Annotated in this window: 21 protein-coding genes and 1 riboswitch; of the genes, 15 read left to right on the forward strand and 6 right to left on the reverse strand. The window is 70.6% G+C overall.

The features are described from left to right. Window positions 1-140 precede the first annotated feature (140 nt). Window positions 141-1,670: a hypothetical protein gene (locus ACZ4XX_RS30550; protein ID WP_468511106.1), complete on the reverse strand. Its 1,530-nt coding sequence runs from the start codon at window positions 1,668-1,670 to the stop codon at window positions 141-143. 66 nt (window positions 1,671-1,736) lie between these two features. Next, window positions 1,737-1,943, reverse strand: a complete 207-nt coding sequence (locus ACZ4XX_RS30555; RefSeq protein WP_383052473.1) for a hypothetical protein — start codon at window positions 1,941-1,943, stop codon at window positions 1,737-1,739. A gap of 133 nt (window positions 1,944-2,076) precedes the next feature. Here ACZ4XX_RS30555 and ACZ4XX_RS30560 point away from each other — a divergent pair, with 133 nt between their 5' ends. Next, the gene (locus tag ACZ4XX_RS30560) at window positions 2,077-3,051 is read left to right on the forward strand and encodes a carbohydrate kinase family protein (RefSeq protein ID WP_468511107.1); all 975 of its coding nucleotides are present in this window, start codon (window positions 2,077-2,079) and stop codon (window positions 3,049-3,051) included. Window positions 3,052-3,457: 406 nt separating this feature from the next. Here ACZ4XX_RS30560 and ACZ4XX_RS30565 read toward each other — a convergent pair whose 3' ends face one another. Beyond that, entirely contained in the window at window positions 3,458-4,855 is a 1,398-nt protein-coding gene (locus ACZ4XX_RS30565) for an aminotransferase class V-fold PLP-dependent enzyme (RefSeq protein WP_468511108.1), read from the reverse strand. Window positions 4,856-5,560: 705 nt separating this feature from the next. On the opposite strand from ACZ4XX_RS30565, the gene ctaC reads away from it, so the two are divergent. The 4 genes from ctaC to ACZ4XX_RS30585 all read left to right on the forward strand — a co-directional run bounded on the left by ctaC (window position 5,561) and on the right by ACZ4XX_RS30585 (window position 10,033). Next, window positions 5,561-6,526: an aa3-type cytochrome oxidase subunit II gene (gene ctaC, locus ACZ4XX_RS30570; protein ID WP_189830691.1), complete on the forward strand. Its 966-nt coding sequence runs from the start codon at window positions 5,561-5,563 to the stop codon at window positions 6,524-6,526. Beyond that, entirely contained in the window at window positions 6,523-8,259 is a 1,737-nt protein-coding gene (gene ctaD, locus ACZ4XX_RS30575; RefSeq protein WP_468511109.1) for an aa3-type cytochrome oxidase subunit I, read from the forward strand. Before ctaC ends, ctaD begins: the two co-directional genes overlap by 4 nt. Then, entirely contained in the window at window positions 8,256-8,654 is a 399-nt protein-coding gene (locus tag ACZ4XX_RS30580; protein ID WP_468511110.1) for a cytochrome c oxidase subunit 4, read from the forward strand. Before ctaD ends, ACZ4XX_RS30580 begins: the two co-directional genes overlap by 4 nt. A 122-nt stretch (window positions 8,655-8,776) precedes the next feature. Beyond that, window positions 8,777-10,033 (forward strand): L,D-transpeptidase, encoded by a 1,257-nt coding sequence (locus ACZ4XX_RS30585; RefSeq protein ID WP_468511111.1) that lies wholly within the window; start codon window positions 8,777-8,779, stop codon window positions 10,031-10,033. Window positions 10,034-10,195: 162 nt separating this feature from the next. On the opposite strand, the gene ACZ4XX_RS30590 is transcribed toward ACZ4XX_RS30585, so the two are convergent. Beyond that, window positions 10,196-10,597 carry a DNA-binding transcriptional response regulator gene (locus ACZ4XX_RS30590; RefSeq protein ID WP_030314377.1) on the reverse strand — a complete coding sequence of 134 codons (402 nt, stop codon included), beginning with the start codon at window positions 10,595-10,597 and terminating at the stop codon, window positions 10,196-10,198. Between the two features lie 202 nt (window positions 10,598-10,799). Here ACZ4XX_RS30590 and ctaE point away from each other — a divergent pair, with 202 nt between their 5' ends. The 6 genes from ctaE to ACZ4XX_RS30620 all read left to right on the forward strand — a co-directional run bounded on the left by ctaE (window position 10,800) and on the right by ACZ4XX_RS30620 (window position 18,028). Next, window positions 10,800-11,420 carry an aa3-type cytochrome oxidase subunit III gene (gene ctaE / locus ACZ4XX_RS30595; protein ID WP_030314378.1) on the forward strand — a complete coding sequence of 207 codons (621 nt, stop codon included), beginning with the start codon at window positions 10,800-10,802 and terminating at the stop codon, window positions 11,418-11,420. A gap of 74 nt (window positions 11,421-11,494) precedes the next feature. Next, complete coding sequence (gene qcrC / locus ACZ4XX_RS30600) at window positions 11,495-12,304, forward strand: cytochrome bc1 complex diheme cytochrome c subunit (RefSeq protein ID WP_468511112.1); 810 nt, start codon at window positions 11,495-11,497, stop codon at window positions 12,302-12,304. Beyond that, window positions 12,301-13,353, forward strand: a complete 1,053-nt coding sequence (gene qcrA, locus ACZ4XX_RS30605; RefSeq protein ID WP_468511113.1) for a cytochrome bc1 complex Rieske iron-sulfur subunit — start codon at window positions 12,301-12,303, stop codon at window positions 13,351-13,353. The genes qcrC and qcrA overlap by 4 nt, the downstream gene beginning before the upstream one ends. Beyond that, window positions 13,350-14,972 carry a cytochrome bc1 complex cytochrome b subunit gene (gene qcrB / locus ACZ4XX_RS30610; RefSeq protein ID WP_468511114.1) on the forward strand — a complete coding sequence of 541 codons (1,623 nt, stop codon included), beginning with the start codon at window positions 13,350-13,352 and terminating at the stop codon, window positions 14,970-14,972. The genes qcrA and qcrB overlap by 4 nt, the downstream gene beginning before the upstream one ends. A gap of 131 nt (window positions 14,973-15,103) precedes the next feature. After that, window positions 15,104-16,168 carry an anthranilate phosphoribosyltransferase gene (gene trpD / locus ACZ4XX_RS30615; protein WP_468511115.1) on the forward strand — a complete coding sequence of 355 codons (1,065 nt, stop codon included), beginning with the start codon at window positions 15,104-15,106 and terminating at the stop codon, window positions 16,166-16,168. Between the two features lie 88 nt (window positions 16,169-16,256). Then, a riboswitch (SAM riboswitch) is annotated at window positions 16,257-16,373 on the forward strand. A gap of 251 nt (window positions 16,374-16,624) precedes the next feature. Next, window positions 16,625-18,028, forward strand: a complete 1,404-nt coding sequence (locus ACZ4XX_RS30620; protein ID WP_468511116.1) for an aminotransferase class V-fold PLP-dependent enzyme — start codon at window positions 16,625-16,627, stop codon at window positions 18,026-18,028. 71 nt (window positions 18,029-18,099) lie between these two features. On the opposite strand, the gene ACZ4XX_RS30625 is transcribed toward ACZ4XX_RS30620, so the two are convergent. Both ACZ4XX_RS30625 and ACZ4XX_RS30630 read right to left on the reverse strand, forming a co-directional pair. Then, on the reverse strand, window positions 18,100-18,381 hold the full coding sequence (locus ACZ4XX_RS30625) for an Lrp/AsnC family transcriptional regulator (RefSeq protein WP_015033007.1): 282 nt from the start codon (window positions 18,379-18,381) through the stop codon (window positions 18,100-18,102). After that, a complete protein-coding gene (locus ACZ4XX_RS30630; RefSeq protein WP_468511117.1) occupies window positions 18,378-19,112 on the reverse strand; it encodes a rhomboid family intramembrane serine protease in 735 nt (244 codons plus the stop codon). The genes ACZ4XX_RS30625 and ACZ4XX_RS30630 overlap by 4 nt, the downstream gene beginning before the upstream one ends. A 158-nt stretch (window positions 19,113-19,270) precedes the next feature. Between ACZ4XX_RS30630 and ACZ4XX_RS30635 the strand changes: the two genes are divergently transcribed. The 4 genes from ACZ4XX_RS30635 to ACZ4XX_RS30650 all read left to right on the forward strand — a co-directional run bounded on the left by ACZ4XX_RS30635 (window position 19,271) and on the right by ACZ4XX_RS30650 (window position 23,439). Further along, window positions 19,271-19,513: a hypothetical protein gene (locus tag ACZ4XX_RS30635; protein ID WP_030314394.1), complete on the forward strand. Its 243-nt coding sequence runs from the start codon at window positions 19,271-19,273 to the stop codon at window positions 19,511-19,513. 33 nt (window positions 19,514-19,546) lie between these two features. Next, complete coding sequence (locus tag ACZ4XX_RS30640) at window positions 19,547-20,911, forward strand: NYN domain-containing protein (protein WP_468511118.1); 1,365 nt, start codon at window positions 19,547-19,549, stop codon at window positions 20,909-20,911. Between the two features lie 267 nt (window positions 20,912-21,178). Further along, on the forward strand, window positions 21,179-22,228 hold the full coding sequence (locus ACZ4XX_RS30645; RefSeq protein WP_468511119.1) for a C40 family peptidase: 1,050 nt from the start codon (window positions 21,179-21,181) through the stop codon (window positions 22,226-22,228). Between the two features lie 200 nt (window positions 22,229-22,428). After that, window positions 22,429-23,439 carry a C40 family peptidase gene (locus ACZ4XX_RS30650; protein WP_468511120.1) on the forward strand — a complete coding sequence of 337 codons (1,011 nt, stop codon included), beginning with the start codon at window positions 22,429-22,431 and terminating at the stop codon, window positions 23,437-23,439. Window positions 23,440-23,466: the final 27 nt, after the last annotated feature.

A 23,466-nucleotide genomic window follows, 5' to 3' on the forward strand; every position in this document is an offset into this window, starting at 1 on the left:
TCCCCACGCCAACCACCCAAACTATATGTCTCCTTTCATCCTTGGCACTCTGCTCACGCGACCCACAGGGGCGGCGACACGGTGGGACCATTCCCGCCCCCCCCCCCCCCCCCCCGCCCTCGTTCGTGCGCCCGCCGGACTCAGCGACGCGGCACGGCCTCCCCGCTCGCCGCGTCGACGACCGGCCGGTCGCCCAGCGGGGTCTTCAGCGTCACCGTCTTCGTGAAGTCCTTGGCGATCATGATGCAGACCCGATCCGGGTCGGACTTCTCGACGATCCGCACCGTCACCCGGTCCGGCTGCTCGTCGGCCTTCACGGTGTACGTGCTGCACACCCCGCCCCAGAAGGTGACGGCCAGCTCCCTGCCGTCCCCCTGGACCCGGACGGACTCGACGACCCGCGCGGCCTCCGTGCCCTCCCCGGGAGGGGGCGTCGGCTCCGGCGAGGGCTTCGCCGGCGGCGCCAGGTACTCGGGGGCCACCGCCGTCCGCACCACCGTGTACGGCGCGCCGTCCGCCGGGTCCGCGGTGAACAGCCACGACGGTACGAGCAGCCGCTCACCGTCCACGTCCCGCGCGGCCAGACCGAAGACCGCGGCCGTCACCGGCACCTGGTCGGGCGCGGCCCGGTCCACGATCGTCTGGCAGGGCGGAGTGGGTTCGACGTGCCCGGGCGCCGGCTTCCCGTCGGTCCGGCCGTCCTCGGGCTTCCCGTTCCCGTCCACGCCGGGCGGGGCCGTGGGGCAGTGCCCCACGCCGATCGGGCCGGTGCCCTTCGAGTCCTCGTTCAGGCCGGCGAGCGCCTTCGCCGCCCCGATCACCGGGTACGTGGCACCCTCGGCCGGATCCTTGAGCGTCCCGCTCCCGGCGACCGCCCGGCCGTCCCGCGCGATGTGCAGCCCCGTCGACCAGCCGTACGTCGGCAGCCCGCCCACCACCGGGTCGGCGTTGACCACCCGCACCGAACCGTTCACCACGGCGGTCGCGGTGACCTTGGCGTCGTCCTGGCCGAGCGCCTTCAGGACCGGCGCGGCCGCCGCCTTCGCCGCCGCCTCGCTCAGCGGCGTACCGCCCGGCGCGGGCTTCGACTCGCCCGGCGGCGGGCAGGCCTTGCCCTTGAGGCAGGCGTCGCCGGCCGGACCGCCGTCGTACCAGGAGTACGTCCAGTTCCCCGGCGCCTTCCGCGCCACGTCGAGACGGGCTCCCGAACCGTCCTTCGCGGGCCGGATCGTCCAGACCTCACCCACCAGCGAGGGACTCCCGGAGATGCCCAGCGCTTCGGCCAGCCTGGTCACCTCCGCCGAGGTGACCAGGCCCTCGGGCCGGTGGACCGCGGCCGAGGAGGGCCCTTGGGGGAGTGGGCCCTTGGCTGTGTAGACGGTCCCGTTCGGGCCGCCCCCGGGGTCCGGCTCACCGGGCGCGATGCCCGGACCGCCCCGTGTGTCGCCACCGTCGGTGGCGTCGCCGCCGCTGTCGCTGTCGCCGTCCAGGCGCAGCGGGGTCGGCGGACCGGCCGCGTCGGCGGCCTTGGCGGCCGTGCCCGCGCCGGTGCCGTCACCGGATGCCGTGGTGGCGAGGTAGACGCCACCGCCCCCGGCGAGCAGCACACCCGCCGCCACCGAGGCGGCGATGACGCTCCGCCGCCTCCGTACGTTCTCCGTACCGCTCACCGCAACGCTCCCTCGTCTCGACCGGACGCCGATGGGACGGAGCGGGTGCGCGGACGGTTCCGTCCGTCAGCCGCCGTATTCGGCGGTCGCCTCGATGAGCCGTGCCGAGGCCGCCGGGACGACGACACCGTGGATCAGCGCGGGGGAGACCGGAGCGGGCGCGGGGGCGACCGGGGTCACCCAGTGCGGAGCCATCCGTGCGCCGTCGCCCCGCAGGTCGGCGAGGCTCGGCTCGGACTCGTGTCGCTCACGTGAAGCGGGGTAGATGGTCATGGGCGCACCGTATGCACCGCACGCCCCCGGGGAAAAGCCCTACTCTGGGGTAGTTTCCACTGTTCGGCAGTGAGGCCACCACCCGGTAGCGTGAATGTCCGTCATTGCCGCCTTCCCGCAGGAGCACCCCGCCGTGCGTATCGCAGTCACCGGCTCCATCGCCACCGACCACCTCATGACCTTCCCCGGCCGGTTCGCCGACCAGCTGGTGGCCGACCAGCTGCACACGGTGTCCCTCTCCTTCCTGGTCGACAACCTCGACGTCCGGCGCGGCGGCGTCGGCCCCAACATCTGCTTCGGCATGGGCCAGCTCGGCGGCAACCCGATCCTGGTGGGCGCGGCCGGCTACGACTTCGACGAGTACCGCGGCTGGCTCGACCGCCACGGCGTCGACACCGGCTCCGTCCGCATCTCCGAGGTCCTGCACACGGCCCGCTTCGTCTGCACCACGGACAAGGACCACAACCAGATCGGCTCCTTCTACACGGGCGCGATGAGCGAGGCCCGGCTGATCGAGCTCAAGGCCGTCGCCGACCGGGTGGGCGGGCTCGACCTCGTCCTCATCGGCGCCGACGACCCCGAGGCGATGCTCCGCCACACGGAGGAGTGCAAGACGCGGGGCATCCCCTTCGCCGCGGACTTCTCGCAGCAGATCGCGCGGATGGACGGCGACGAGATCCGCACGCTCCTGGACGGCGCCACGTACCTCTTCTCCAACGAGTACGAGAAGGGCCTCATCGAGTCCAAGACGGGCTGGACCGACGCCGAGATCCTCTCCCGCGTCGGCCACCGCGTCACCACGCTCGGCTCGCGCGGGGTGCGCATCGAGCGCGTCGGCGACACGCCGATCGAGGTCGCCTGCGCGGAGGAGACGGCGAAGGTCGACCCGACGGGCGTCGGCGACGCGTTCCGCGCGGGCTTCCTGACGGGGCTGTCGTGGGGTGTGGGCCACGAGCGCGCCGCGCAGGTCGGGTGCATGCTGGCGACGCTGGTCATCGAGACGCTGGGCACGCAGGAGTACACGCTGCGCCGCACGAACTTCATGGACCGCTTCCAGAAGGCCTACGGCGAAGAAGCGGCGACCGAGGTCCAGTCCCACCTGGCCTGACCAGTCCGGGCCCCACACGTGCGGCCCGGGCCCTCCCCGCCGGCGAGGTGCCCGCCCACCCACCCGGCCCGCCCTCGCCCACCCCGTTGCGGGCCGCTGCCCACACACACGGCGGGTGGGCGGCGGGCACGGCCCGCGAGGCGCGCCGGACCGCGGGCAGGGCCCGGCGAGGCGCGCGGGCCCCGAGCCGGGGCTGCGCCCCCCAGGCGTACGGGCGCGGCAGGCGGGAGGGCTCGCAACCACGCACCGGACCGTGAGGCGCGAGGCCGGGGCGAGGCCCGGCAGCGCCTGCGGGCCGCGCGCCGGGGGCGCCCCCCCAAGCCGAGGTGGCATCCCGCAAGCCAGGCGGCACCCCCGCGAGGACCTGAGCGCGCGGGGTCGTGCGCGGCACGAGCCGGGCTCGGGGTCAGCTCACCCGCCGGACCACGTACGCCACCCCACCCCCCGCCGCAGGCGACTCGCCCACATACTCCTGCCCCCGCATCTCGCACCACGCCGGAATGTCCAGCCGCGCCGCCGCGTCGTCCGCGAGGACCGTCACCGTCCCGCCCACCGGCACGTCCCCGATGACCTTCGCCAGTTCGATCACCGGGATCGGGCAGCGCCGGCCGAGCGCGTCCACCACCAAGGAGTCCGGCCCCGCCGTGGTCGCCGGCGACGTCGCCGGCGCGCCGAGCCGCTCCCGTACCCCCGCCACCACCACCGGCAGCACGCCGAGGAAGCGGTCCACGTCCTCCTCCGTCGTGCCGGCCGGCAGCGACACCCGGACGTTCCCCTCGCTCAGCACCCCCATCGCGCGCAGCACATGGCTGGGCGTCAGCGTCGAGCTCGTACACGACGAACCGGACGAAACGGAGAATCCCTCCCGGTCCAGCTCGTGCAACAGCGTCTCCCCGTCGACGTACAGACAGGAGAAGGTCACCAGATGGGGCAGCCGCCGCACCGGGTCGCCCACCACCTCCACGTCCGGGACGAGCTGCGGAACCCGCGCCCGGATCCGGTCCACCAGGGCCCGCAGCCGCGCCTCCTCGGCCTCCGCCTCCGCCCGTACCGCCCGCAGCGAGGCCGCCGCCGCCACGATCGCCGGCAGGTTCTCGAAGCCGGGCGCCCGGCCCGACTCCCGCTCGTCCGACGGGCCTTGGAGCGCGAACCGCACCCCCTTCCGTACGGCGAGCAGCCCCACCCCCGCCGGCCCGCCCCACTTGTGCGCGCTCGCCGTGAGCAGCGACCAGGCGCCCTCCACCGGGCCCCAGCCCAGTGACTGGGCCGCGTCCACGAGCAGCGGCACGCCCGCCGCCCGGCAGGCCTCGGCCACCTCCGCCACCGGCTGCTCGGTCCCCACCTCGTGGTTGGCCGACTGGAGACACGCCAGGGCGACCGCGCCCGCGTCCCCGGAGTCCAGCGCGGCCGCGAAGACGTCCGCGTCCACCGCTCCCGTCCGCCCCACCGGAACCTCCGTCACCGCTCCGCCCGCCGCCGCGTGGCTCTCGGCCGCGTGCAGTACGGAGGAGTGCTCGACCGCGGAGACCACGATCCGGTTTCCGACACGCCGACGCCCCGCGAGAGATCCGGAGATTCCCGCGTGAACCGCGCGCGTCCCCGAAGGAGTGAATACGAGTTCGTCCGGGCGACAGCCCACGGCCTCCGCCGCGGCCTCCCGTGCGGCGTCGAGCAGCAGCCTGGCGCGCCGCCCTTCCCGGTACAGCCTGGCCGGATCGGCCCAGCCCTCGTCGAGGGAGGCGAGCAGCGCCTGGCGGGCGACGGGGTGCAACGGGGCGGCGGACGCGGCGTCGAAGTACGGCATCCGCCCACGGTAGGGCCTGGGCGGATGCCGTACCTCGCCCACCCGGGGCGAGGCCGCGACGCGCCCCGGCCCAGGCGGAGTGACGCGCCCGTGACCAGGCGGAGTGACGCCCCCGGGTCAGGCCGCGACCCGCCCCCGGCCCAGGCGGAGTGACGCCCCCGACCACGCCGCGACCCGCCCCTGACCAGGTCACAGCCCCTCCACAGCCCGCCCGCGACCCGCCCACCGCACGTCCGCCGCGTCCCACCGCCCGTCCGTCGCACGCCCGCGCCCGGTCCGCGGTGAGCCCACGGCAGGTCGGGCGGAGCCCGTCGCGAACCCCCGGGCCCGCCCGCAGCGACCCCGCCCGGAAGCGCCCCCGGCCCCGCCCGCAGCGCGCTCGCACCGCGCCCCCGGCGCACCCGCCGTCCGTCTCCGGCCGACCCGCCGTCCGCCCCTCGTGAGCCCTCGTCAGAACCACGTCGTCGTACACCGGCAGACCGCCGAACGGACGCGTCCGACCCCCCTCCGGAACCCCGGAGTCCACCCCTTCGGGGACTCGGACGGCGCGTTGGGCACCCTCCCCGCGCGACCCCAAATAGCGTCCAGTAGGGTTTGGTCCGCATAAACATCCAAACCCCTGCCCGCGGCCGGGGCGGCGACCGACCAGCGAGACGGACGGCCGTGGCCGACCAACGCGGGCCGAGACTCTCGGGAAGGCGCTACGTGAGTCCCAACGGCTCCGACCGCTCGTCGCGGCGCCCGATGCGGCGGAAGCTGCCGCAGGTGCTGACTGCGGGCCTGATCCTGGCGACAGCCACGGGCTGCTCGTACAACTGGGAAGACTTCCCCCGCCTTGGTATGCCCACTCCGGTCACGGAAGAGGCACCTACGATCCTCTCCCTCTGGCAGGGCTCGTGGGCGGCCGCCCTCGTCACGGGCGTCCTGGTCTGGGGGCTGATCCTGTGGTCCGTCATCTTCCACCGGCGCAGCCGCACCAAGGTCGAGGTACCTCCGCAGACGCGATACAACATGCCCATCGAGGCGCTGTACACCGTCACCCCGCTCATCATCGTCTCCGTGCTCTTCTACTTCACGGCACGTGACGAGTCGAAGCTCCTGTCGCTTTCCGACAAGCCGGCCCACACCATCAACGTGGTCGGCTACCAGTGGAGCTGGGGCTTCAACTACGTCGAGAACGTGCCCGGAGTGAAGGGCGACGCCCAGAAGGCTCCGAACCTCGACGCCATTCCGGACAAGTACCAGGACGACTTCCCGGCGAACGCCGGCGGCGTCTACGACGCCGGTATCCCGGGTGACCGGAACCCGCAGACCGGCAACCCGGGTCCGACCCTGTGGCTGCCGAAGGGCGAGAAGGTCCGGTTCGTCCTGACCTCCCGTGACGTCATCCACTCCTTCTGGGTGGTCCCCTTCCTGTTCAAGCAGGACGTCATCCCGGGTCACACCAACGTCTTCGAAGTCACCCCGACTCAGGAAGGCACCTTCCTCGGCAAGTGCGCCGAGCTGTGCGGTGTCGACCACTCCCGGATGCTCTTCAACGTCAAGGTGGTCTCTCCGGAGCGCTACCAGCAGCACCTGAAGGAGCTGGCCGAGAAGGGGCAGACCGGCTACATCCCGTCTGGCATCGAGCAGACGGACCCGGCCAGGAATGCGGAGAAGAACCAACTGTGAGCATCCACAACGAAACCCAGGGTGCCGCCGCAGCTGAGGACTCGTACGAGAACGAGCTGCCCGTACGGCGCAAGCAGCCCGGCAATGTCGTGATCAAGTGGCTGACCACCACCGACCACAAGACGATCGGCACGCTCTACCTGGTCACGTCGTTCGTCTTCTTCTGCATCGGCGGACTCATGGCGCTCTTCATGCGCGCCGAGCTGGCCCGTCCGGGTACGCAGATCATGTCGAACGAGCAGTTCAACCAGGCGTTCACGATGCACGGCACGATCATGCTGCTGATGTTCGCGACGCCGCTGTTCGCCGGCTTCGCGAACTGGATCATGCCGCTGCAGATCGGCGCGCCCGACGTGGCGTTCCCGCGGCTGAACATGTTCGCGTACTGGCTGTACCTCTTCGGCTCGATCATCGCGGTGGCCGGCTTCCTCACCCCGCAGGGTGCGGCCGACTTCGGCTGGTTCGCCTACTCCCCGCTGTCGGACGCCGTCCGCTCGCCGGGCGTCGGCGCCGACATGTGGATCATGGGTCTGGCCTTCTCCGGCTTCGGCACGATCCTCGGCTCGGTCAACTTCATCACCACGATCATCTGCATGCGCGCTCCCGGCATGACGATGTTCCGCATGCCGATCTTCACCTGGAACGTGCTGCTGACCGGTGTTCTGGTCCTGCTCGCCTTCCCGGTCCTCGCGGCCGCGCTGTTCGCCCTGGAGGCGGACCGCAAGTTCGGTGCACACGTCTTCGACGCGGCCAACGGTGGAGCGTTGCTCTGGCAACACCTCTTCTGGTTCTTCGGCCACCCAGAGGTGTACATCATCGCGCTGCCGTTCTTCGGCATCATCTCCGAGGTCATCCCGGTCTTCAGCCGCAAGCCGATGTTCGGCTACATCGGTCTGGTGGCCGCGACCATCGCGATCGCCGGTCTCTCCGTGACGGTGTGGGCGCACCACATGTACGTCACCGGTGGCGTGCTCCTCCCGTTCTTCTCCTTCATGACGTTCCTCATCGCCGTACCGACAGGCGTGAAGTTCTTCAACTGGATCGGAACGATGTGGAAGGGCTCGTTGTCCTTCGAGACACCGATGCTGTGGACGATCGGCTTCCTGATCACCTTCACCTTCGGTGGTCTGACGGGCGTCATCCTGGCCTCGCCGCCGATGGACTTCCACGTCTCCGACTCGTACTTCGTCGTCGCGCACTTCCACTACGTCGTCTTCGGCACCGTGGTCTTCGCGATGTTCGCCGGCTTCCACTTCTGGTGGCCGAAGTTCACGGGCAAGATGCTGGACGAGCGGCTCGGCAAGATGACGTTCTGGACGCTGTTCATCGGCTTCCACGGAACGTTCCTCGTGCAGCACTGGCTCGGTGCCGAGGGCATGCCGCGTCGTTACGCGGACTACCTCGACGCCGACGGCTTCACCGCGCTGAACACGATCTCGACGATCTCCTCCTTCCTGCTCGGTCTGTCGATCCTGCCGTTCCTCTACAACGTCTGGAAGACCGCCAAGTACGGCAAGAAGATCGAGGTCGACGACCCGTGGGGCTACGGCCGTTCGCTCGAATGGGCGACGTCCTGCCCGCCGCCGCGGCACAACTTCCTCACCCTGCCGCGGATCCGTTCGGAATCCCCGGCGTTCGATCTGCACCACCCTGAGATCGCGGCTCTCGACCAGCTCGAGAACAAGGGTCACGTGGCCGAGGCCCTCGCGGGCGGCAAGGAGGCCGGCAAGTGAAGATCCAGGGCAAGATGTTCATCTGGCTGAGCGTCTTCATCCTTGCCATGGCCGTCCTGTACGGCGTGTGGTCGAAGGAGCCGGTCGGTACGACGGCGCTGTTCCTGGCGTTCGGCCTGTCCATCATGATCGGCTACTACCTGGCCTTCACGGCCAAGCGTGTCGACGCGATGGCGCAGGACGACAAGGAGGCCGACGTCGCGGACGAGGCCGGTGAAGTGGGCTTCTTCGCCCCGCACAGCTGGCAGCCGCTGTCGCTGGCCATCGGCGGTGCGCTCGCCTTCCTCGCCATCGCGATGGGCTGGTGGATCCTGTACTTCTCCGCCCCGCTGATCCTCGTCGGCCTGTTCGGCTGGGTCTTCGAGTTCTACCGCGGCGAGAACCAGAACCAGTAGCGGCACCCCGCTCCGCACCGGAGCACCGAGAGGGGCCCGGACACTTCGTCACCGAAGTGTCCGGGCCCCTCTTTTGCAGCACTCGACGCGCTGGGAGCGAGGATTGTCCTTAGCGTGAAGTCATGAACGACACGCCGCGCATTCGGACTGTTCTGAGTTGCACTCTTCTGGCCGTCACGGTCACCGCAGCCGCCTCGGCGTGCGCGGGTTCCGACGACCACCCGCTGTCGGCGAGGGCGTATGACGCGGCGGACCAGCTCGCCGTCAGCGCTCCCGCGGACGGGGCCAAGGCGGACCCCGAGAAGGCCCTGGAGGTCACCGCCAAGGGCGAGGACGGCAGGATCACCGACGTCACCGCCATAGACACCGCGGGCCACCACCTGGCGGGCGAACTCACCGCGGACGGGCGGCGCTGGCGCTCCACGGCCGCCCTGGCGGCCGGCGCCCGCTACACGGTCCGCGTCGCCACCGAGGACGAGGACGGCGCTCCAGGCGCCCGTACGTTCACCTTCGAGACGGCCCCGGCCAAGCGGGCGCTGACCGCGGCCTTCGGCCCGGAGACGGGCACGTACGGCGTCGGACAGCCCATCACGGCCGACCTCAGCCTCCCCGTCAAGGACCGCAAGGCCCGTGCCGTCGTCGAAAGGGCCCTCAAGGTCCGCTCCACGCCGTCCGTCGAGGGCGCCTGGTACTGGGTGGACGACAAGAAGCTGCACTTCCGCCCGAAGGAGTACTGGCCGGCCGGCGCGAGCGTCACGGTCACCGGCACCCTGGACGGCCTCAAGGTCGGCGACAAGCTCTACGGCGGCGCGTCCAAGCCGCTGAAGCTCACGATCGGCGACCGGATCGAGGCCGTCGCGGACGCCGGGTCGCACCACATGACCGTGCGGCGCAACGGAGAAGTGATCAATACCATTCCGGTGACCACCGGCAAGCCGGGCTTCTCCACCCGAAACGGCATCAAAGTGGTGCTCGGCAAGGAGTACTACGTCCGGATGCGGGGCACCAGCATCGGCATCGCCGAGGGCAGCGCCGAGTCGTACGACCTGCCGGTCTACTACGCCACCAGGGTCACCTGGAGCGGTGAGTACGTGCACGCCGCGCCCTGGTCGGTCGGCTCACAGGGCGTGGCGAACGTCAGCCACGGCTGTGTCGGCATGTCGACGGGGAACGCGGCCTGGTTCTACGAGACCGTCCGCCCCGGAGACATCGTCCGCGTCGTCAACAGCTTCGGCAACACGATGGACACCTTCGGCAACGGCTTCGGCGACTGGAACCTGTCGTGGGACAAGTGGCGGGAGGGCAGCGCCCTGGTGGAGGCCGCCGGAAACCCGGTGGCCCCCACGGAGAAGGCCCGCCTCAGGCCCCTCGCGCTCTAGGGCTCGGTTCTCCCCCTCGCTTCGCTGGGGGACCCCCACCGGGGCGCCGAAGCCGGGCTCACCGGGCCGACCGTGCTCGACCTGCTCGTTCCGCGCAGGTCTCCGCGCGCTCGGCCCCGTTCCCCCGGCGCGCCCCTTCGGCTCACTCGCCGCGTGCGGCGACTACGCGTCGATCGACAGGCGCGAGCGGATCAGGGAGGCCAGGGACGCCGCGAACTCGACCGGTTCCACCGGAAGGGTGACCGCGGCGTCCGCGCGGCTCCAGGTGGCCAGCCAGGCGTCCTGCGGGCGGCCGATGAGCAGCAGCACCGGCGGGCAGTGGAAGACCTCGTCCTTGATCTGCCGGCAGACGCCCATGCCGCCCGCGGGAACCGCCTCGCCGTCCAGGACGCACACGTCGATGCCGCCCTCGTCCAGGCGCTTCAGCACCGCCGGCAGGGTCGCGCACTCCACGAACTCGACCGGGGGGACGTCCGACGCGGGCCTGCGCCCGGCCGCCAGCCGTACCTGCTCGCGGGTGTTCGCGTCGTCGCTGTAGACCAGGACCGTGGCACTCGACTGCATCGTTCCTCCGGCTGGGAAGGCGGGTGGGTCGTCGTCGACCGATGCGCGGATGCTACTCCGGTCCACACCCCGTCAACACCCGTTCAACACCTGTTCGAAGGGTGCCGGGGGGTCCTCGCACTGGGCCGTTCGGGCTGGACACACCCCTCTGACACTCCGAACGGCACCCCCCGGAGTGAGGGCGGGATAAGCGACCGACATAATGTCGGTCGTGGCGACAGTAACGACAGTAGAAACAGGGCACGCGCACCCGTCGGTCAATCGACCGAACCTCACCAGCGTCGGAACCATCATCTGGTTGAGCTCCGAGCTGATGTTCTTCGCGGCCCTCTTCGCGATGTACTTCACCCTTCGATCGGTGATGGGCGCCGAGTACTGGACGGAAAAGGCAGACGCCTTGAACTTCCCGTTCTCGGCGACCAACACCACGATCCTGGTGCTCTCCTCACTCACCTGCCAGCTCGGCGTCTTCGCCGCAGAGCGGGGCGACGTGAAGAAGCTCCGGTCGTGGTTCATCATCACGTTCGTGATGGGTTCGATCTTCATCGGCGGACAGGTCTTCGAGTACACCGAGCTGGTGAAGCACGAGGGCCTCTCGCTCTCGTCGGACCCGTACGGCTCCGTGTTCTACCTGACCACCGGCTTCCACGGCCTGCACGTGACGGGCGGTCTCATCGCCTTCCTGCTGGTCCTCGGCCGGACGTACGCCGCCAAGAGGTTCACTCACGAGCAGGCAACCGCCGCCATCGTCGTGTCCTACTACTGGCACTTCGTCGATGTCGTCTGGATCGGCCTCTTCGCCACGATCTACATGATCAAGTAGTCGGCGCCGCCGACACGGCGGACCGAGACATCCAGCAAGCATCGACGCAGAAGATCCTGACACCGGGGTAATCCGTGAAAAAGCTCTCCGCACGACGACGCCATCCGCTGGCGGCGGTCGTCGTCCTACTTCTCGCGCTGGCGGCCACTGGGGGGCTGTACGCCGCGTTCGCGCCCGCGGGCACGGCGAAGGCCGATGAAACCGCCCAGTCCCTCGCGATCGAGGAGGGGAAGAAGCTCTACTCCGTCGGCTGCGCCAGCTGCCACGGAACCGGCGGTCAGGGCACCACTGACGGCCCGTCCCTCGTCGGCGTCGGTTCGGCCGCCGTCGACTTCCAGGTCGGCACGGGTCGCATGCCGGCCCAGCAGCCGGGCGCCCAGGTCCCGAAGAAGAAGGTCATCTACTCGCAGGCTGAGATCGATCAGCTCGCGGCGTACGTCGCTTCTCTCGGTGCCGGCCCGATCACGCCGACCGAGGGCCAGTACAGCCCTGACGGTGCCGACATCGCCAAGGGTGGCGAGCTGTTCCGCACCAACTGTGCCCAGTGCCACAACTTCACCGGTGAGGGTGGCGCGCTGACCTACGGCAAGTACGCCCCGAACCTCGAAGGCGTGAGCCCGAAGCACCTCTACGAGGCCATGCAGACCGGCCCGCAGAACATGCCCTCCTTCCCGGACACGACGATGCCGGAGAAGGAGAAGAAGGACATCATCGCGTACGTCCAGGCCGTCAACGGCGAGAAGGCCGACAGCCCGGGTGGTCTCTCGCTCGGTGGCCTCGGCCCCGTCTCCGAGGGCCTGTTCGCCTGGGTCTTCGGCCTGGGTGCGCTGATCGCAGTTGCCGTCTGGGTCGCGGCCCACACCGCTAAGGCCAAGAAGTCATGAGTAGCCAAGAGATTCCAGAAGAGAACCTGCCGGCAGGGCAGGACACCGCGCACGGCGCGGTGAAGGTCGCCGACGACCCGTTCGCCGACCCGGGCCTTCCGCCCCACAAGCCCCGCATCCAGGACATCGACGAGCGGGCCGCGCGTCGGTCCGAGCGCGCGGTGGCGTTCATGTTCACGCTGTCGATGCTGGCCACGATCGGCTTCATCGCCTCGTACGTGATCTTCCCGGTCGATCAGATCGTGTACATCTGGCCCTTCGGCCGGGTGTCCTCGCTCAACTTCGCGCTGGGCTGGACCCTGGGTCTCGCGCTCTTCTTCATCGGCGCGGGCGCGGTCCACTGGGCCCGCACCCTGATGTCCGACGTCGAGATCGCGGACGAGCGTCACCCGATCGCGGCCGACACCGAGACCAAGGCGAAGGTCATGTCGGACTTCGCGGCCGGTGCCGCCGAGTCGGGCATGGGCCGTCGCAAGCTCATCCGCAACACGATGTTCGGTGCGCTGTCGCTCGTTCCGCTCTCCGGCATCGTGCTGCTGCGTGACATGGGCCCGCTGCCCGAGAAGAAGCTCCGGACCACCATGTGGGCCAAGGGTCTTCAGCTCATCAACATGAACACGCACGAGCCGCTGCGTCCCGAGGACGTCGCGGTCGGGTCGCTGACCTTCGCGATGCCCGAGGGCCTCTCGGAGCACGACCACCACTTCCAGGTGGAGATCGCCAAGGCCGCCCTGATGATCGTCCGGATCCAGCCGGAGGACATCAAGGACAAGCGCGAGCTCGAGTGGTCGCACGAGGGCATCGTCGCGTTCTCGAAGATCTGCACCCACGTGGGCTGCCCGATCTCCCTGTACGAGCAGCAGACGCACCACGTCCTCTGCCCGTGCCACCAGTCCACCTTCGACCTCTCCGACGGCGCCCGCGTCATCTTCGGCCCGGCCGGTCACGCCCTCCCGCAGCTGCGGATCGGCGTGAACGACAAGGGCTTCCTGGAGGCGCTCGGCGACTTCGACGAGCCCGTCGGTCCTTCCTTCTGGGAGCGCGGATGAGCACCGTGACCGATACCAAGAAAGCGCCCGCCGGTGAGCGGGTCGCCGACTGGGCCGACGGTCGCCTGGGGATCTACACGCTGGCCAAGGCCAACATGCGGAAGATCTTCCCGGACCACTGGTCCTTCATGCTGGGCGAGATCTGCCTCTACAGCTTCCTCATCATCATCCTGACGGGCGTCTATCTGACGATGTTCTTCCACCCGTCGATGAACGAGGTGGAGTACGTCGGACCGTACGTCCCGCTCCAGGGACAGCTGATGTCCGAGGCGTTCAACTCGACCATGCACATCTCGTTCGAGGTGCGCGGTGGTCTGCTCATCCGGCAGATCCACCACTGGGCGGCGCTGATCTTCCTCGCCGGCATGTTCGTGCACATGATGCGCGTGTTCTTCACGGGTGCGTTCCGCAAGCCCCGTGAGATCAACTGGCTGTTCGGCTTCCTGCTGTTCTTCCTGGGCATGTTCACCGGCTTCACCGGTTACTCGCTCCCGGACGACCTGCTCTCCGGCACCGGTGTCCGCTTCATGCAGGGCGCGATCCTGTCCGTGCCGGTCATCGGCACGTACCTGTCGATGTTCCTGTTCGGCGGGGAGTTCCCCGGCGGCGACTTCGTGGCCCGGTTCTACTCGGCCCACGTCCTGCTGCTGCCCGGCATCATGCTCGGCCTCGTGGTGGCCCACCTCATCCTGGTGTTCTTCCACAAGCACACGCAGTTCGCCGGCCCCGGCCGTACGAACAAGAACGTCGTGGGCATGCCGCTGCTGCCGGTCTACATGGCCAAGGCCGGAGGCTTCTTCTTCCTGGTCTTCGGTGTCATCGCGGTCATCGCGGCGATCGCCTCGATCAACCCGATCTGGGCCCTCGGCCCGTACCGCCCGGACCAGGTGTCCACCGGCGCCCAGCCCGACTGGTACATGGGCTTCGCCGAGGGTCTGATCCGAGTCATGCCGGGCTGGGAGATCAACCTCTGGGGCCACACGCTCGTCCTGGGCGTGATGATCCCGCTGGCGATCTTCCCGGCAGTCCTCGCGGCGATCGCGGTCTACCCGTTCATCGAGTCGTGGATCACCGGCGACAAGCGCGAGCACCACATCGCGCAGCGCCCGCGCAACGCTCCGACGCGCACCGGTTTCGGTGTCGCCTGGATCACCGCGTACATGATCATGCTCGTGGGTGGTGGAAACGACCTCTGGGCGACCCACTTCCACCTGTCGCTCAACTCGATCACCTGGTTCGTGCGGATCTTCTTCTTCGTCGGCCCGGTCATCGCGTTCGTCGTCACCAAGCGGATCTGCCTCGGCCTCCAGCGCCGCGACAAGGACAAGGTGCTGCACGGCCGCGAGTCCGGCATCATCAAGCGCCTGCCGCACGGTGAGTTCGTCGAGATCCACGAGCCGCTCAGCCAGGGCGAGCTGCACCGCCTCACCGCGCACGAGCAGTACGACGCCGCGGCGCTGCCGCCGGCCGTCGACGAGAACGGTGTGGAGCGCAAGATCGGGCGCATGGAGAAGCTCCGGGTCAAGCTCAACAAGGGCTACTACGGCGACGACAGCCAGGTCGCCAAGCCCACCGTCGAGGAGTACAAGGAGATCCAGAGCGGCCACGGCCACCACTGATCATCTGAACTCCTGACTTTCGACAAGTCGCCACGGTGAGAGCCCCGTCCATTCGCTGGACGGGGCTCTTTGCCGTCCCGGGGGCTCGATAGGGTGGAGCCCTAGCCGTCACCGACCGACCAGGAGCTGCCATGAGCGCTGCGACCCCCGCTGGAGGACCTACGTCGGCGGGCCGCTCCTGGCCCGTCGTCCTGGACGGTCTGCTGTCCGGCCGCGACCAGAGCGCGGAGGACACCGCCTGGGCCATGGACCGGATCCTGCGGGGCGAGGCGACCGACGCGCAGATCGCCGGTTTCGTCGTGGCCCTGCGCGCCAAGGGCGAGACCGTCGAGGAGATCACCGGCCTCGTCCGCACCATGTACGAGCACGCGAACACGATCGAGGTGCCCGGCGCCACGGTCGACATCGTCGGCACCGGTGGCGACGGCGCCAAGACCGTCAACATCTCCACCATGTCGGCGATCGTCGTGGCCGGCACCGGCGCCAAGGTCGTCAAGCACGGCAACCGGGCCGCGTCCTCCGCCTCCGGCGCCTCCGACGTCCTGGAGAAGCTCGGCGTCAACCTGGACCTGACCCCGAGGCGGGTCGTCGAGGTCGCCGAGGAGGCCGGGATCACCTTCTGCTTCGCCGTGAAGTTCCACCCGGCGCTGCGCCATGTGGCGATGGCCCGCAAGGAGCTCGGCATCCGGACCGTCTTCAACTTCCTCGGTCCGCTCACCAACCCCGCCCGCGTCCGGTCCCAGGCGACCGGTGTCGCCGACGCCCGGGTGGCGCCCATCGTCGCCGGGGTGCTCGCCGAGCGCGGTTCCTCCGCGCTGGTCTTCCGCGGCGACGACGGCCTCGACGAGCTGACCACCACCGCCACCTCGCGGGTCTGGGTGGTCCGTGACGGCGCGGTGCGGGAGGAGGCCTTCGACCCCCGGGACGTCGGCATCGACCTCGTCCCCGTGGAGGCGCTGCGCGGCGCGGACGCCTCGTACAACGCCGACGTGGCCCGCCGGCTGCTCGCGGGGGAGACCGGTCCGGTACGGGACGCGGTGCTGCTCAACTCGGCGGCGGCGCTGACCGCGCTCGCGCCGGGGGAGGGCACCCTGGCGGAGCAGATCCGCGCCGGCATCGGGAAGGCCGCGGAGTCGATCGACTCCGGCGAGGCCCGCCGGGCCCTGGAGCGCTGGGTCGCCGCCAGCAACTCCTGACCCCCCGCACGTCGTACGCGCCCGACCCCGGTCCAGTATGCGGACCGGGGTCTTGCGCTTCGGCGATCATGTGGCAGGATGCTCTACAGGTCACGAGTGACAGCGTTTTGGCCCCGGCTTGCTGTCCGGCAACCCTCCGTCCGTGGCGGGGTGCCCCGGGTGATGACCAGGCCGTAGGCAGCGAGGTCTACGGCAAGCGCGGACCCCTCGAACACCAGGGGTCCTGGTCTCTCGAGGAGCTTTTCCGTGAGCAAGCGAATGCGATAGGGCGAGTACGCCCCTTCTTCACCCTCGGATCATCGGATCAGGGTCACTTCCGCGTACCCCGTGCACCCCTGAGTCCGCCCGTGCGCCACGGGCACCCGTGTCCTCCGAGGCGTCACCCCGTACCCCGCCGTGTCCGGCCGCGTACGGATCACCGAAGCCATTCCGCACCGCCCGCCGGGAGATACCGCCATGTCCGCACGCCCTGACGCCGTCGCCACCGCCACCCTCGTCGAGACCGCCGCCGAGTCCGCCGATCCCTGCTGCGCCGCCCCGCTCCCCGTGCTCGGCCGGGACGTCACCGTCCCGCTCGTCACCGGCGGCGAGGTGACCTACGCGGCGCTCGACTACGCGGCCAGCGCGCCGGCCCTCCAGCGGGTCTGGGACGACGTCGCCGCGTACGCCCCCTACTACGGCAGCGTCCACCGCGGCGCCGGCTACCTCTCCCAGCTCTCCACCGACCTCTTCGAGAACAGCCGCGCCACCGTCGCCGAGTTCCTCGACTGCCGCGCCGGTGACCAGGTCGTCTTCACCCGCTCCACCACCGACTCGCTCAACCTGCTCGCCGCCACGCTCCCGGCCGACTGCCAGGTCTTCGTCTTCGAGACCGAGCACCACGCCTCGCTGCTGCCCTGGCGCGACGCCCGCGTCACCTACCTCAACGCACCGCGCACCCCGCAGCAGGCCGTCGCCACCCTGGAGCGGGCCCTCGCCGACCGCGACCCCTACGGCCCCGCGCTGGTCTGCGTCACCGGCGCCTCCAACGTCACCGGCGAGCTGTGGCCGGTGAAGGAGCTCGCCGCCGCCGCGCACGCCCACGGCGCCCGGATCGTGCTCGACGCCGCCCAGCTCGCGCCCCACCACCCGGTCTCCGTCCAGGAGCTCGACGTGGACTGGATCGCCTTCTCCGGGCACAAGCTGTACGCGCCCTTCGGCTCCGGCGTCCTCGCGGGCCGCGCCGACTGGCTGCAGGACTCCGAGCCCTACCTCGCGGGCGGCGGCGCCTCCCGCAAGGTGGCCCGTCGGGCCGACGGCGGTGTGGACGTGGAGTGGCACACCACCGCGGCCCGGCACGAGGCCGGTTCCCCGAACGTCATCGGCGTCTACTCGATCGCCTCCGCCTGCAAGGCGCTCACCGAGGCCGGCTTCGACTCCCTCGTCGAGCGCGAGCAGCACCTGATCGCCACGGTCCGGGCGGGACTCGCCGAGGTTCCCGAGGTCAGGGTGCTCTCGTTGTTCGGCGACGACGCGCCGCGCGTCGGCGTCATCTCCTTCGTCGTGGAGGGCTGGAACAGCTCCCACTTCGCCGCCGCGCTCTCCGCCGAGTACGGCATCGGCGTCCGCGACGGTCTCTTCTGCGCGCACCCGCTGGTCCGCACGCTGCTCGGCAGCGACCCGCAGGACCCGGGCGAGTGCGGCGCCCCCGAGGCGGCCCCGGGGGAGAGGTCGCTCAACGCCATCCGGGTGAGCTTCGGCGCCGGTACGCCGGACGAGCACGTGGAGCGGTTCGTAGGCGCCGTGAAGGAGCTCGTCCGCGACGGCGCGCAGTGGAAGTACCGCACCGAGGACGGCCGCTGCGTCCCGGACCGCGGCTGAGCACTCACTCGTACGGGTGAAGGGGGCCTCCCGAGCGGGAGGCCCCCTTCACCCGTGCCGTGAACGAGGTCTCAGGACTCCAGACCGATGGCGAAGGCCGCCTCCAGATCGTGCTGGGAGTACGTACGGAAGGCGACATGCGTGTCCGTGGCCTCGACGCCCGGGATCTTGCTGATGCTGCCGGGGATGACGTCCGCCAGGTCGTCGTGACGGGGCACGCGGACCATGGCGATGAGGTCGTAGGTGCCGGTCACCGAGAAGACCTCGCTGACGCTGTCGAGCCCGGCGATCGACTCGGCGATCTCGGGGATGCGGTCCACGCTGGTCTTGATGAGCACGATCGCGGTGATCACGGCTGGCTTTCTCCCTCGGTCGCCGCGGCTTGGGCTTTCACTCTATCCCCACCCCGGTAGCGCCCCCAGGCATAGAGGAAGCCGACGGAGAAGCCCACCACATGGGCCAGATAGGCGACGCCGGGACCGGCGCCCGCCGCCTGCGCGGCCAGCCACTGGAGCACGAACCAGAAGATCAGCACGATCCAGGCCGGGAAGCGCAGCGGAAGGAAGAAGAGGAAGGGGAAGAGACTGGTGACCCGGGAGCGCGGGAAGAGGAAGAGAAAGGCCCCGAGCACCCCGGAGATCGCCCCGGACGCCCCGACCAGGGTCTGCTCGCTGTTCGCGTGCGCCACCGCGTACCCGAGCAGCGCGAGGTAGCCCGTGCCCAGGTAGAAGAGGGCGAACTCGACGGGACCCATGCGCTCCTCGGCCATCGCCCCGAAGACGTACAGGAACAGCATGTTTCCCAGCAGGTGGAGCCAGCTGCCGTGGACGAAGAGCGCCGTGAACGGGGTGAGCAGGGCGCGGGGGTCGCCGCTCATCAGCTCGGCGGGGACGACACCCCAGCGCCGGAAGTACACGCCCTGCGCCGCGAGCAGCTCGTCCCCCGTGCCGTACACCGGGTTGAGCCCCGAGACCGGGCCGATCACGAAGAGCAGACAGCAGGCGGAGATCAGTCCGTACGTCACCTTGGGGCCGGTGCGGGTGCCCCGCCAGGCACCGAGGGCCGTACCTCGCCAGTCGATCATGGACAGATCATGGCGTACCGGGGCCGAACTGGACAGAGTGCCTCGCCGTGCCCTCGCGTACCGGCGAGGCCGTAGGGTAACGGGCAGTACGACCGCAGTTCGACGGCGCACCGCGGCTCCCGCACCTGGTACCACGCAACAGGAAGAAGGACGGCACGATGACGACGGTTCCCCTGCCGACCGCCGACACCCGGTGGCGCTGCACGCTCTGCGGCAACCTGACCCGCTTCGACGTGACGCGCTCCTCCAAGGTCGTGGAGTACGTCCATCTGGACCTCGCGGGCGACCCGACGGTCGAGGAACGCCAGGTGGTCAGTGAGACCATCGAGTCGGTCCGCTGTCGCTGGTGCAACGCGGTGGATCAGATCGAGCTGGTGGACAGGCCGGGCGCCGCCTCCTGAGGGACGGCGCGGACGACATAGGGGTGACGGATCGTGGAGCAGCCCGCGCACGGTGGAGAGCCGGCCGGCGCGGCAGGTGACGCTGCCGAGACGCTCGACCACCCGCTGCCGGAAGGCGTACGGCGGCGGGTCGTCGCGCTGGTCGCCGACGCCTTCGGCGGGCTGACCGTCGCGGAGCTGCCCGCACCCCTGAGGCAGTACGCCCGGTTCACCGCGAGCCGGCGCGCCAAGTTCGCCGGGAACGCCATGGCGGCGGCCCTGGAGAGCGACCCGCTGTTCCGGCAGCGGATCGGCGAGCGCTTCAAGCAGGGCCAGCCCGAGCTGGCCGGATCCGTCGAGACCGGCACCCCGCCCGCCGCGGCCGACCCCGTCGACGTGGCGGCCGCGGCCTATGTGCTGCGCCCGCCGGGCTGGGTCAAGCTGGTGGCCGCCGCGGGCGAGGAGGCCCAGCGCGCCGACGCCGAGCGGGCCGACGAGGCGGGCCGGCGTGAGCTGGAGCGGCTGCGCGAGGAACTCGCCGCCGCCCGGGACCGCTCGCGCGGCGAGACCGAGCAGCTGCGCCACGATCTGGAGGCGGCCCGGAAGGAAGCGGAATCGCTTCACCGCAAGCTGCGCAGCGCCCAGAGCGACGTGAAGCGCGGCGAGGCCGCGCTGCGTCGTACGCAGGGCGAGATCGACGCGGCGAAGGCGGAGGCGGCCGCCCAGGTGTCGTCCGCCGAGAGCGAGAGCCGGCGGCTCAAGGCGCGGCTGGGCGAGGTCGAGGCCGCCCTGGAGGCGAGCCGCAGGACCGCCCGTGAGGGGCGCTCGGTGGAGGACATGCGGCTGCGGCTGCTGCTCGACACCGTGCTCGACGCCGCCCAGGGGCTGCGGCGCGAACTGGCGCTGCCCCCCGTGTCCGTGCACCCGGCGGACACCGTGGACGCGGTGGAGCCGGGGCGGATGTCCCCGAAGGACATCGCGGCGCGGGCGCTCTCCGAGACCGACCCGGCGCTGCTCGACCAGCTCCTCGCGCTGCCGCAGGCCCATCTGGTCGTCGACGGCTACAACGTCACCAAGACCGGCTATCCGACGATGCCGTTGGAGAAGCAGCGGCTGCGGCTGCTCGGCAGCCTGTCGGCCCTGGCGGCCCGCTCGGGCGCCGAGGTCACCTGTGTCTTCGACGGGGCGGAGCTGGCGGCCCCGGTGCTCCTCGCGCCGCCGCGGGGGGTGCGGGTGCTGTTCTCCAAGCCCGGCGTGACCGCCGACGAGTTGATCCGTCAGCTGGTCAGGGCGGAGCCGCCGGGCCGGCCGGTCGTGGTGGTCTCCACCGACCGCGAGGTGGCCGACGGGGTGGCGAAGGCCGGAGCGCGGCCCGTGGCGTCCGCCTTGCTGCTGAAGCGGCTTTCCCGGCTTTCCTGAAGCATCGCACCACATCGCAACTCTTGGGCTGTATGCCCGAATTCTGATGGGCGGACGGTCAAGTGCCCATCACAGCCTGTGTGGTGCGTGTAAATTAAGTGGTCCCTGGGCAATATTTTTGCCAGTGGGATTTGAACTGATCACAACTTGGTCACTAGGGTCGGGGCTCGAACCTTCGCGCGGTTGATCACCCATCCGGGGTGGCGGCGGAGGAACCGCCTGCCCCTTACCGGTTGGGCGGCTCTGAGGAAGAAGGAGCTCGCCTTCGTGGCGTCCCACCGTCGACCCAAGCAGCCGAGCCGCATGCGCGTGACCGTACTCACCGCGACCGCGGCCGCCGCCGTAGCGCTCACCGCCCAGACGGGCGCCCAGGCGGCCCCCGCCAAGCCCAAGATCGACGAGGTCAAGTCGAAGGTCGACAAGCTGCACCACGAGGCCGAAGAGGCCATCGAGCAGTACAACCAGGCCGAAGAGCGCCGCGGGAAGCTGCAGGAGGAGGTCGGCAACCTCCAGGACAAGGTGGCCCGCGGGCAGCAGGAGCTCAACACCCTGCGCGACCAGATCGGTTCGGTGGCCAGCGCCCAGTACCGCTCCGGCGGCATCGACCCGGCGCTCCAGCTCTTCCTCTCGGCCGACCCGGACACCTACCTCGACAAGGCGTCCGCGATCGACCAGCTGAGCGCCCAGCAGGCCGACGTCCTCACCTCGATCCAGTCCAAGCAGCGCAGCCTCGCGCAGCAGCGGGCCGAGGCCGCGACGAAGCTCGCCGACCTCGAGGACGTCCGCAAGGCCCTCGGCGCCAAGAAGACGAGCTACCAGAACAAGCTCGCCGACGCGAAGAAGCTCCTCAACACCCTCACCGCGGCCGAGAAGGCCAAGATGCAGCAGGAGGAGCGGGCCAAGGAGCAGCGCGCCAGCCGCGACGCCGGCGAGCGCCTCGACCTCGGTAACGAGGCTGCCGCGTCCGGCTTCGGCGCCGCCGCCCTCAGCGCCGCCGCCACCCGGGTCGGCATGCCGTACGACCCCGGTGCGGAGGGCCCCGGCTCGTTCGACTGCTCGGGTCTGACCCAGTGGGCCTACGGCAAGGCCGGCGTCGACCTCACCCGCACCACCTACACCCAGCAGAACGACGGCGTGAAGATCGGCCGCAGCCAGCTCAAGCCGGGCGACCTGGTCTTCTTCAACGGCCTGTCGCACGTGGGTCTGTACGCGGGCAACAACACGATCCTCCACGCCCCCAAGCCGGGCGCCTATGTCCGCTACGAGTCCATGAACTACATGGGCACGTTCCAGTTCGGTGTCCGCATCGGCGGCTGACCCGCCCCGACGCGACCCGCGCAGCCGTACCGCCCAATCGGGTGGTTCGCCGCGACGCGAGCTGACCTGACGCCCCGCCGGTGACCTGTGATCTCCGGCGGGGCGTCACTTTGTGTGCCCGGCGCCTTCGTTGGACGCGGAGTGATCAGCGGCTACTGTCTGCCGCGCCAGTCAGCGTCGAGCCGAACGGAGCGCGATTCGTGGCGTCCCACCGCCGACCCGCCCGGGTCACCGTCCTCACCGCCGCCGCGGCCACCGCCGCGGCGACCCTCGGGGCCGTCCCCGCGAGCGCCGACCCCGGGGCCGGGTCCGCGGCCACCCGTGCCACGGTGGACCGCCTCTTCGAGGAGGCCGAGAAGGCCACCGAGGGCTACAACCGGGCGGACGAGAAGGCGGACGCGCTGCGCCGGACGGTCTCCCAGGCCCAGGACAGCCTCGCCCGCGGCCAGGAGCGCATCAACCACATGCGGGGCGCGCTCGGTTCGGTCGCCGGCGCGCAGTACCGCTCCGGCGGCATCGACCCCGCCCTCGCCCTGCTGCTCTCCTCCGACCCGGACACCTACCTCGACCGGGCCTCCGCGCTCGACCGGATCACCGCCCGGCAGGGGGTCGCGCTCGGCGAGCTCCGGCGGGAGCAGCGCCGACTGGGCCAGAAGCGGGCCGAGGCCCGGACGGCCCTGGTCGAGCTGGAGCGCAGCCGGGCCGAGGTGGCCCGCCACAAGCGCGTCGTCGAGGGCAAGCTCGCCGAGGCCCGCCGGGTCCTCGCGAGCCTCACCGCCGAGGAGCGCGCCGATTTCGACCGGGCCTCGCGCTCCGGCGGACGTGCGGAGGAGCTGCCGCCGATGCCCGAGGCGGCTCCGGGCTCCTCGCGGGCCGCCGCCGCGGTGATCGCCGCTCGCAGCGCGGTCGGCAAGCCGTACGTGTGGGGCGCGACCGGCCCCTCCGCCTTCGACTGCTCGGGCCTGATGGTCTGGTCGTACGGGAAGGCCGGGATCAGCCTGCCGCGGACCTCCTCCGCGCAGCGGTACGCGGGCCGGCAGGTGCCGCTCTCGCAGGCGCAGCCCGGAGACCTCGTCACGTACCGCGGCGACGCCAGCCATGTGGGCATCTACGCCGGCAACGGCCAGGTCATCCACGCCCCCTACCCGGGCGCGCGGGTCCGCTACGACCCGGTGAACATGATGTCGCACGTGACGGTGACCCGGGTCTGAGGCGGATTCCGGGCCGGGGCCGAGAAG

It is taken from the genome of Streptomyces sp. NPDC029956 (assembly GCF_055574655.1).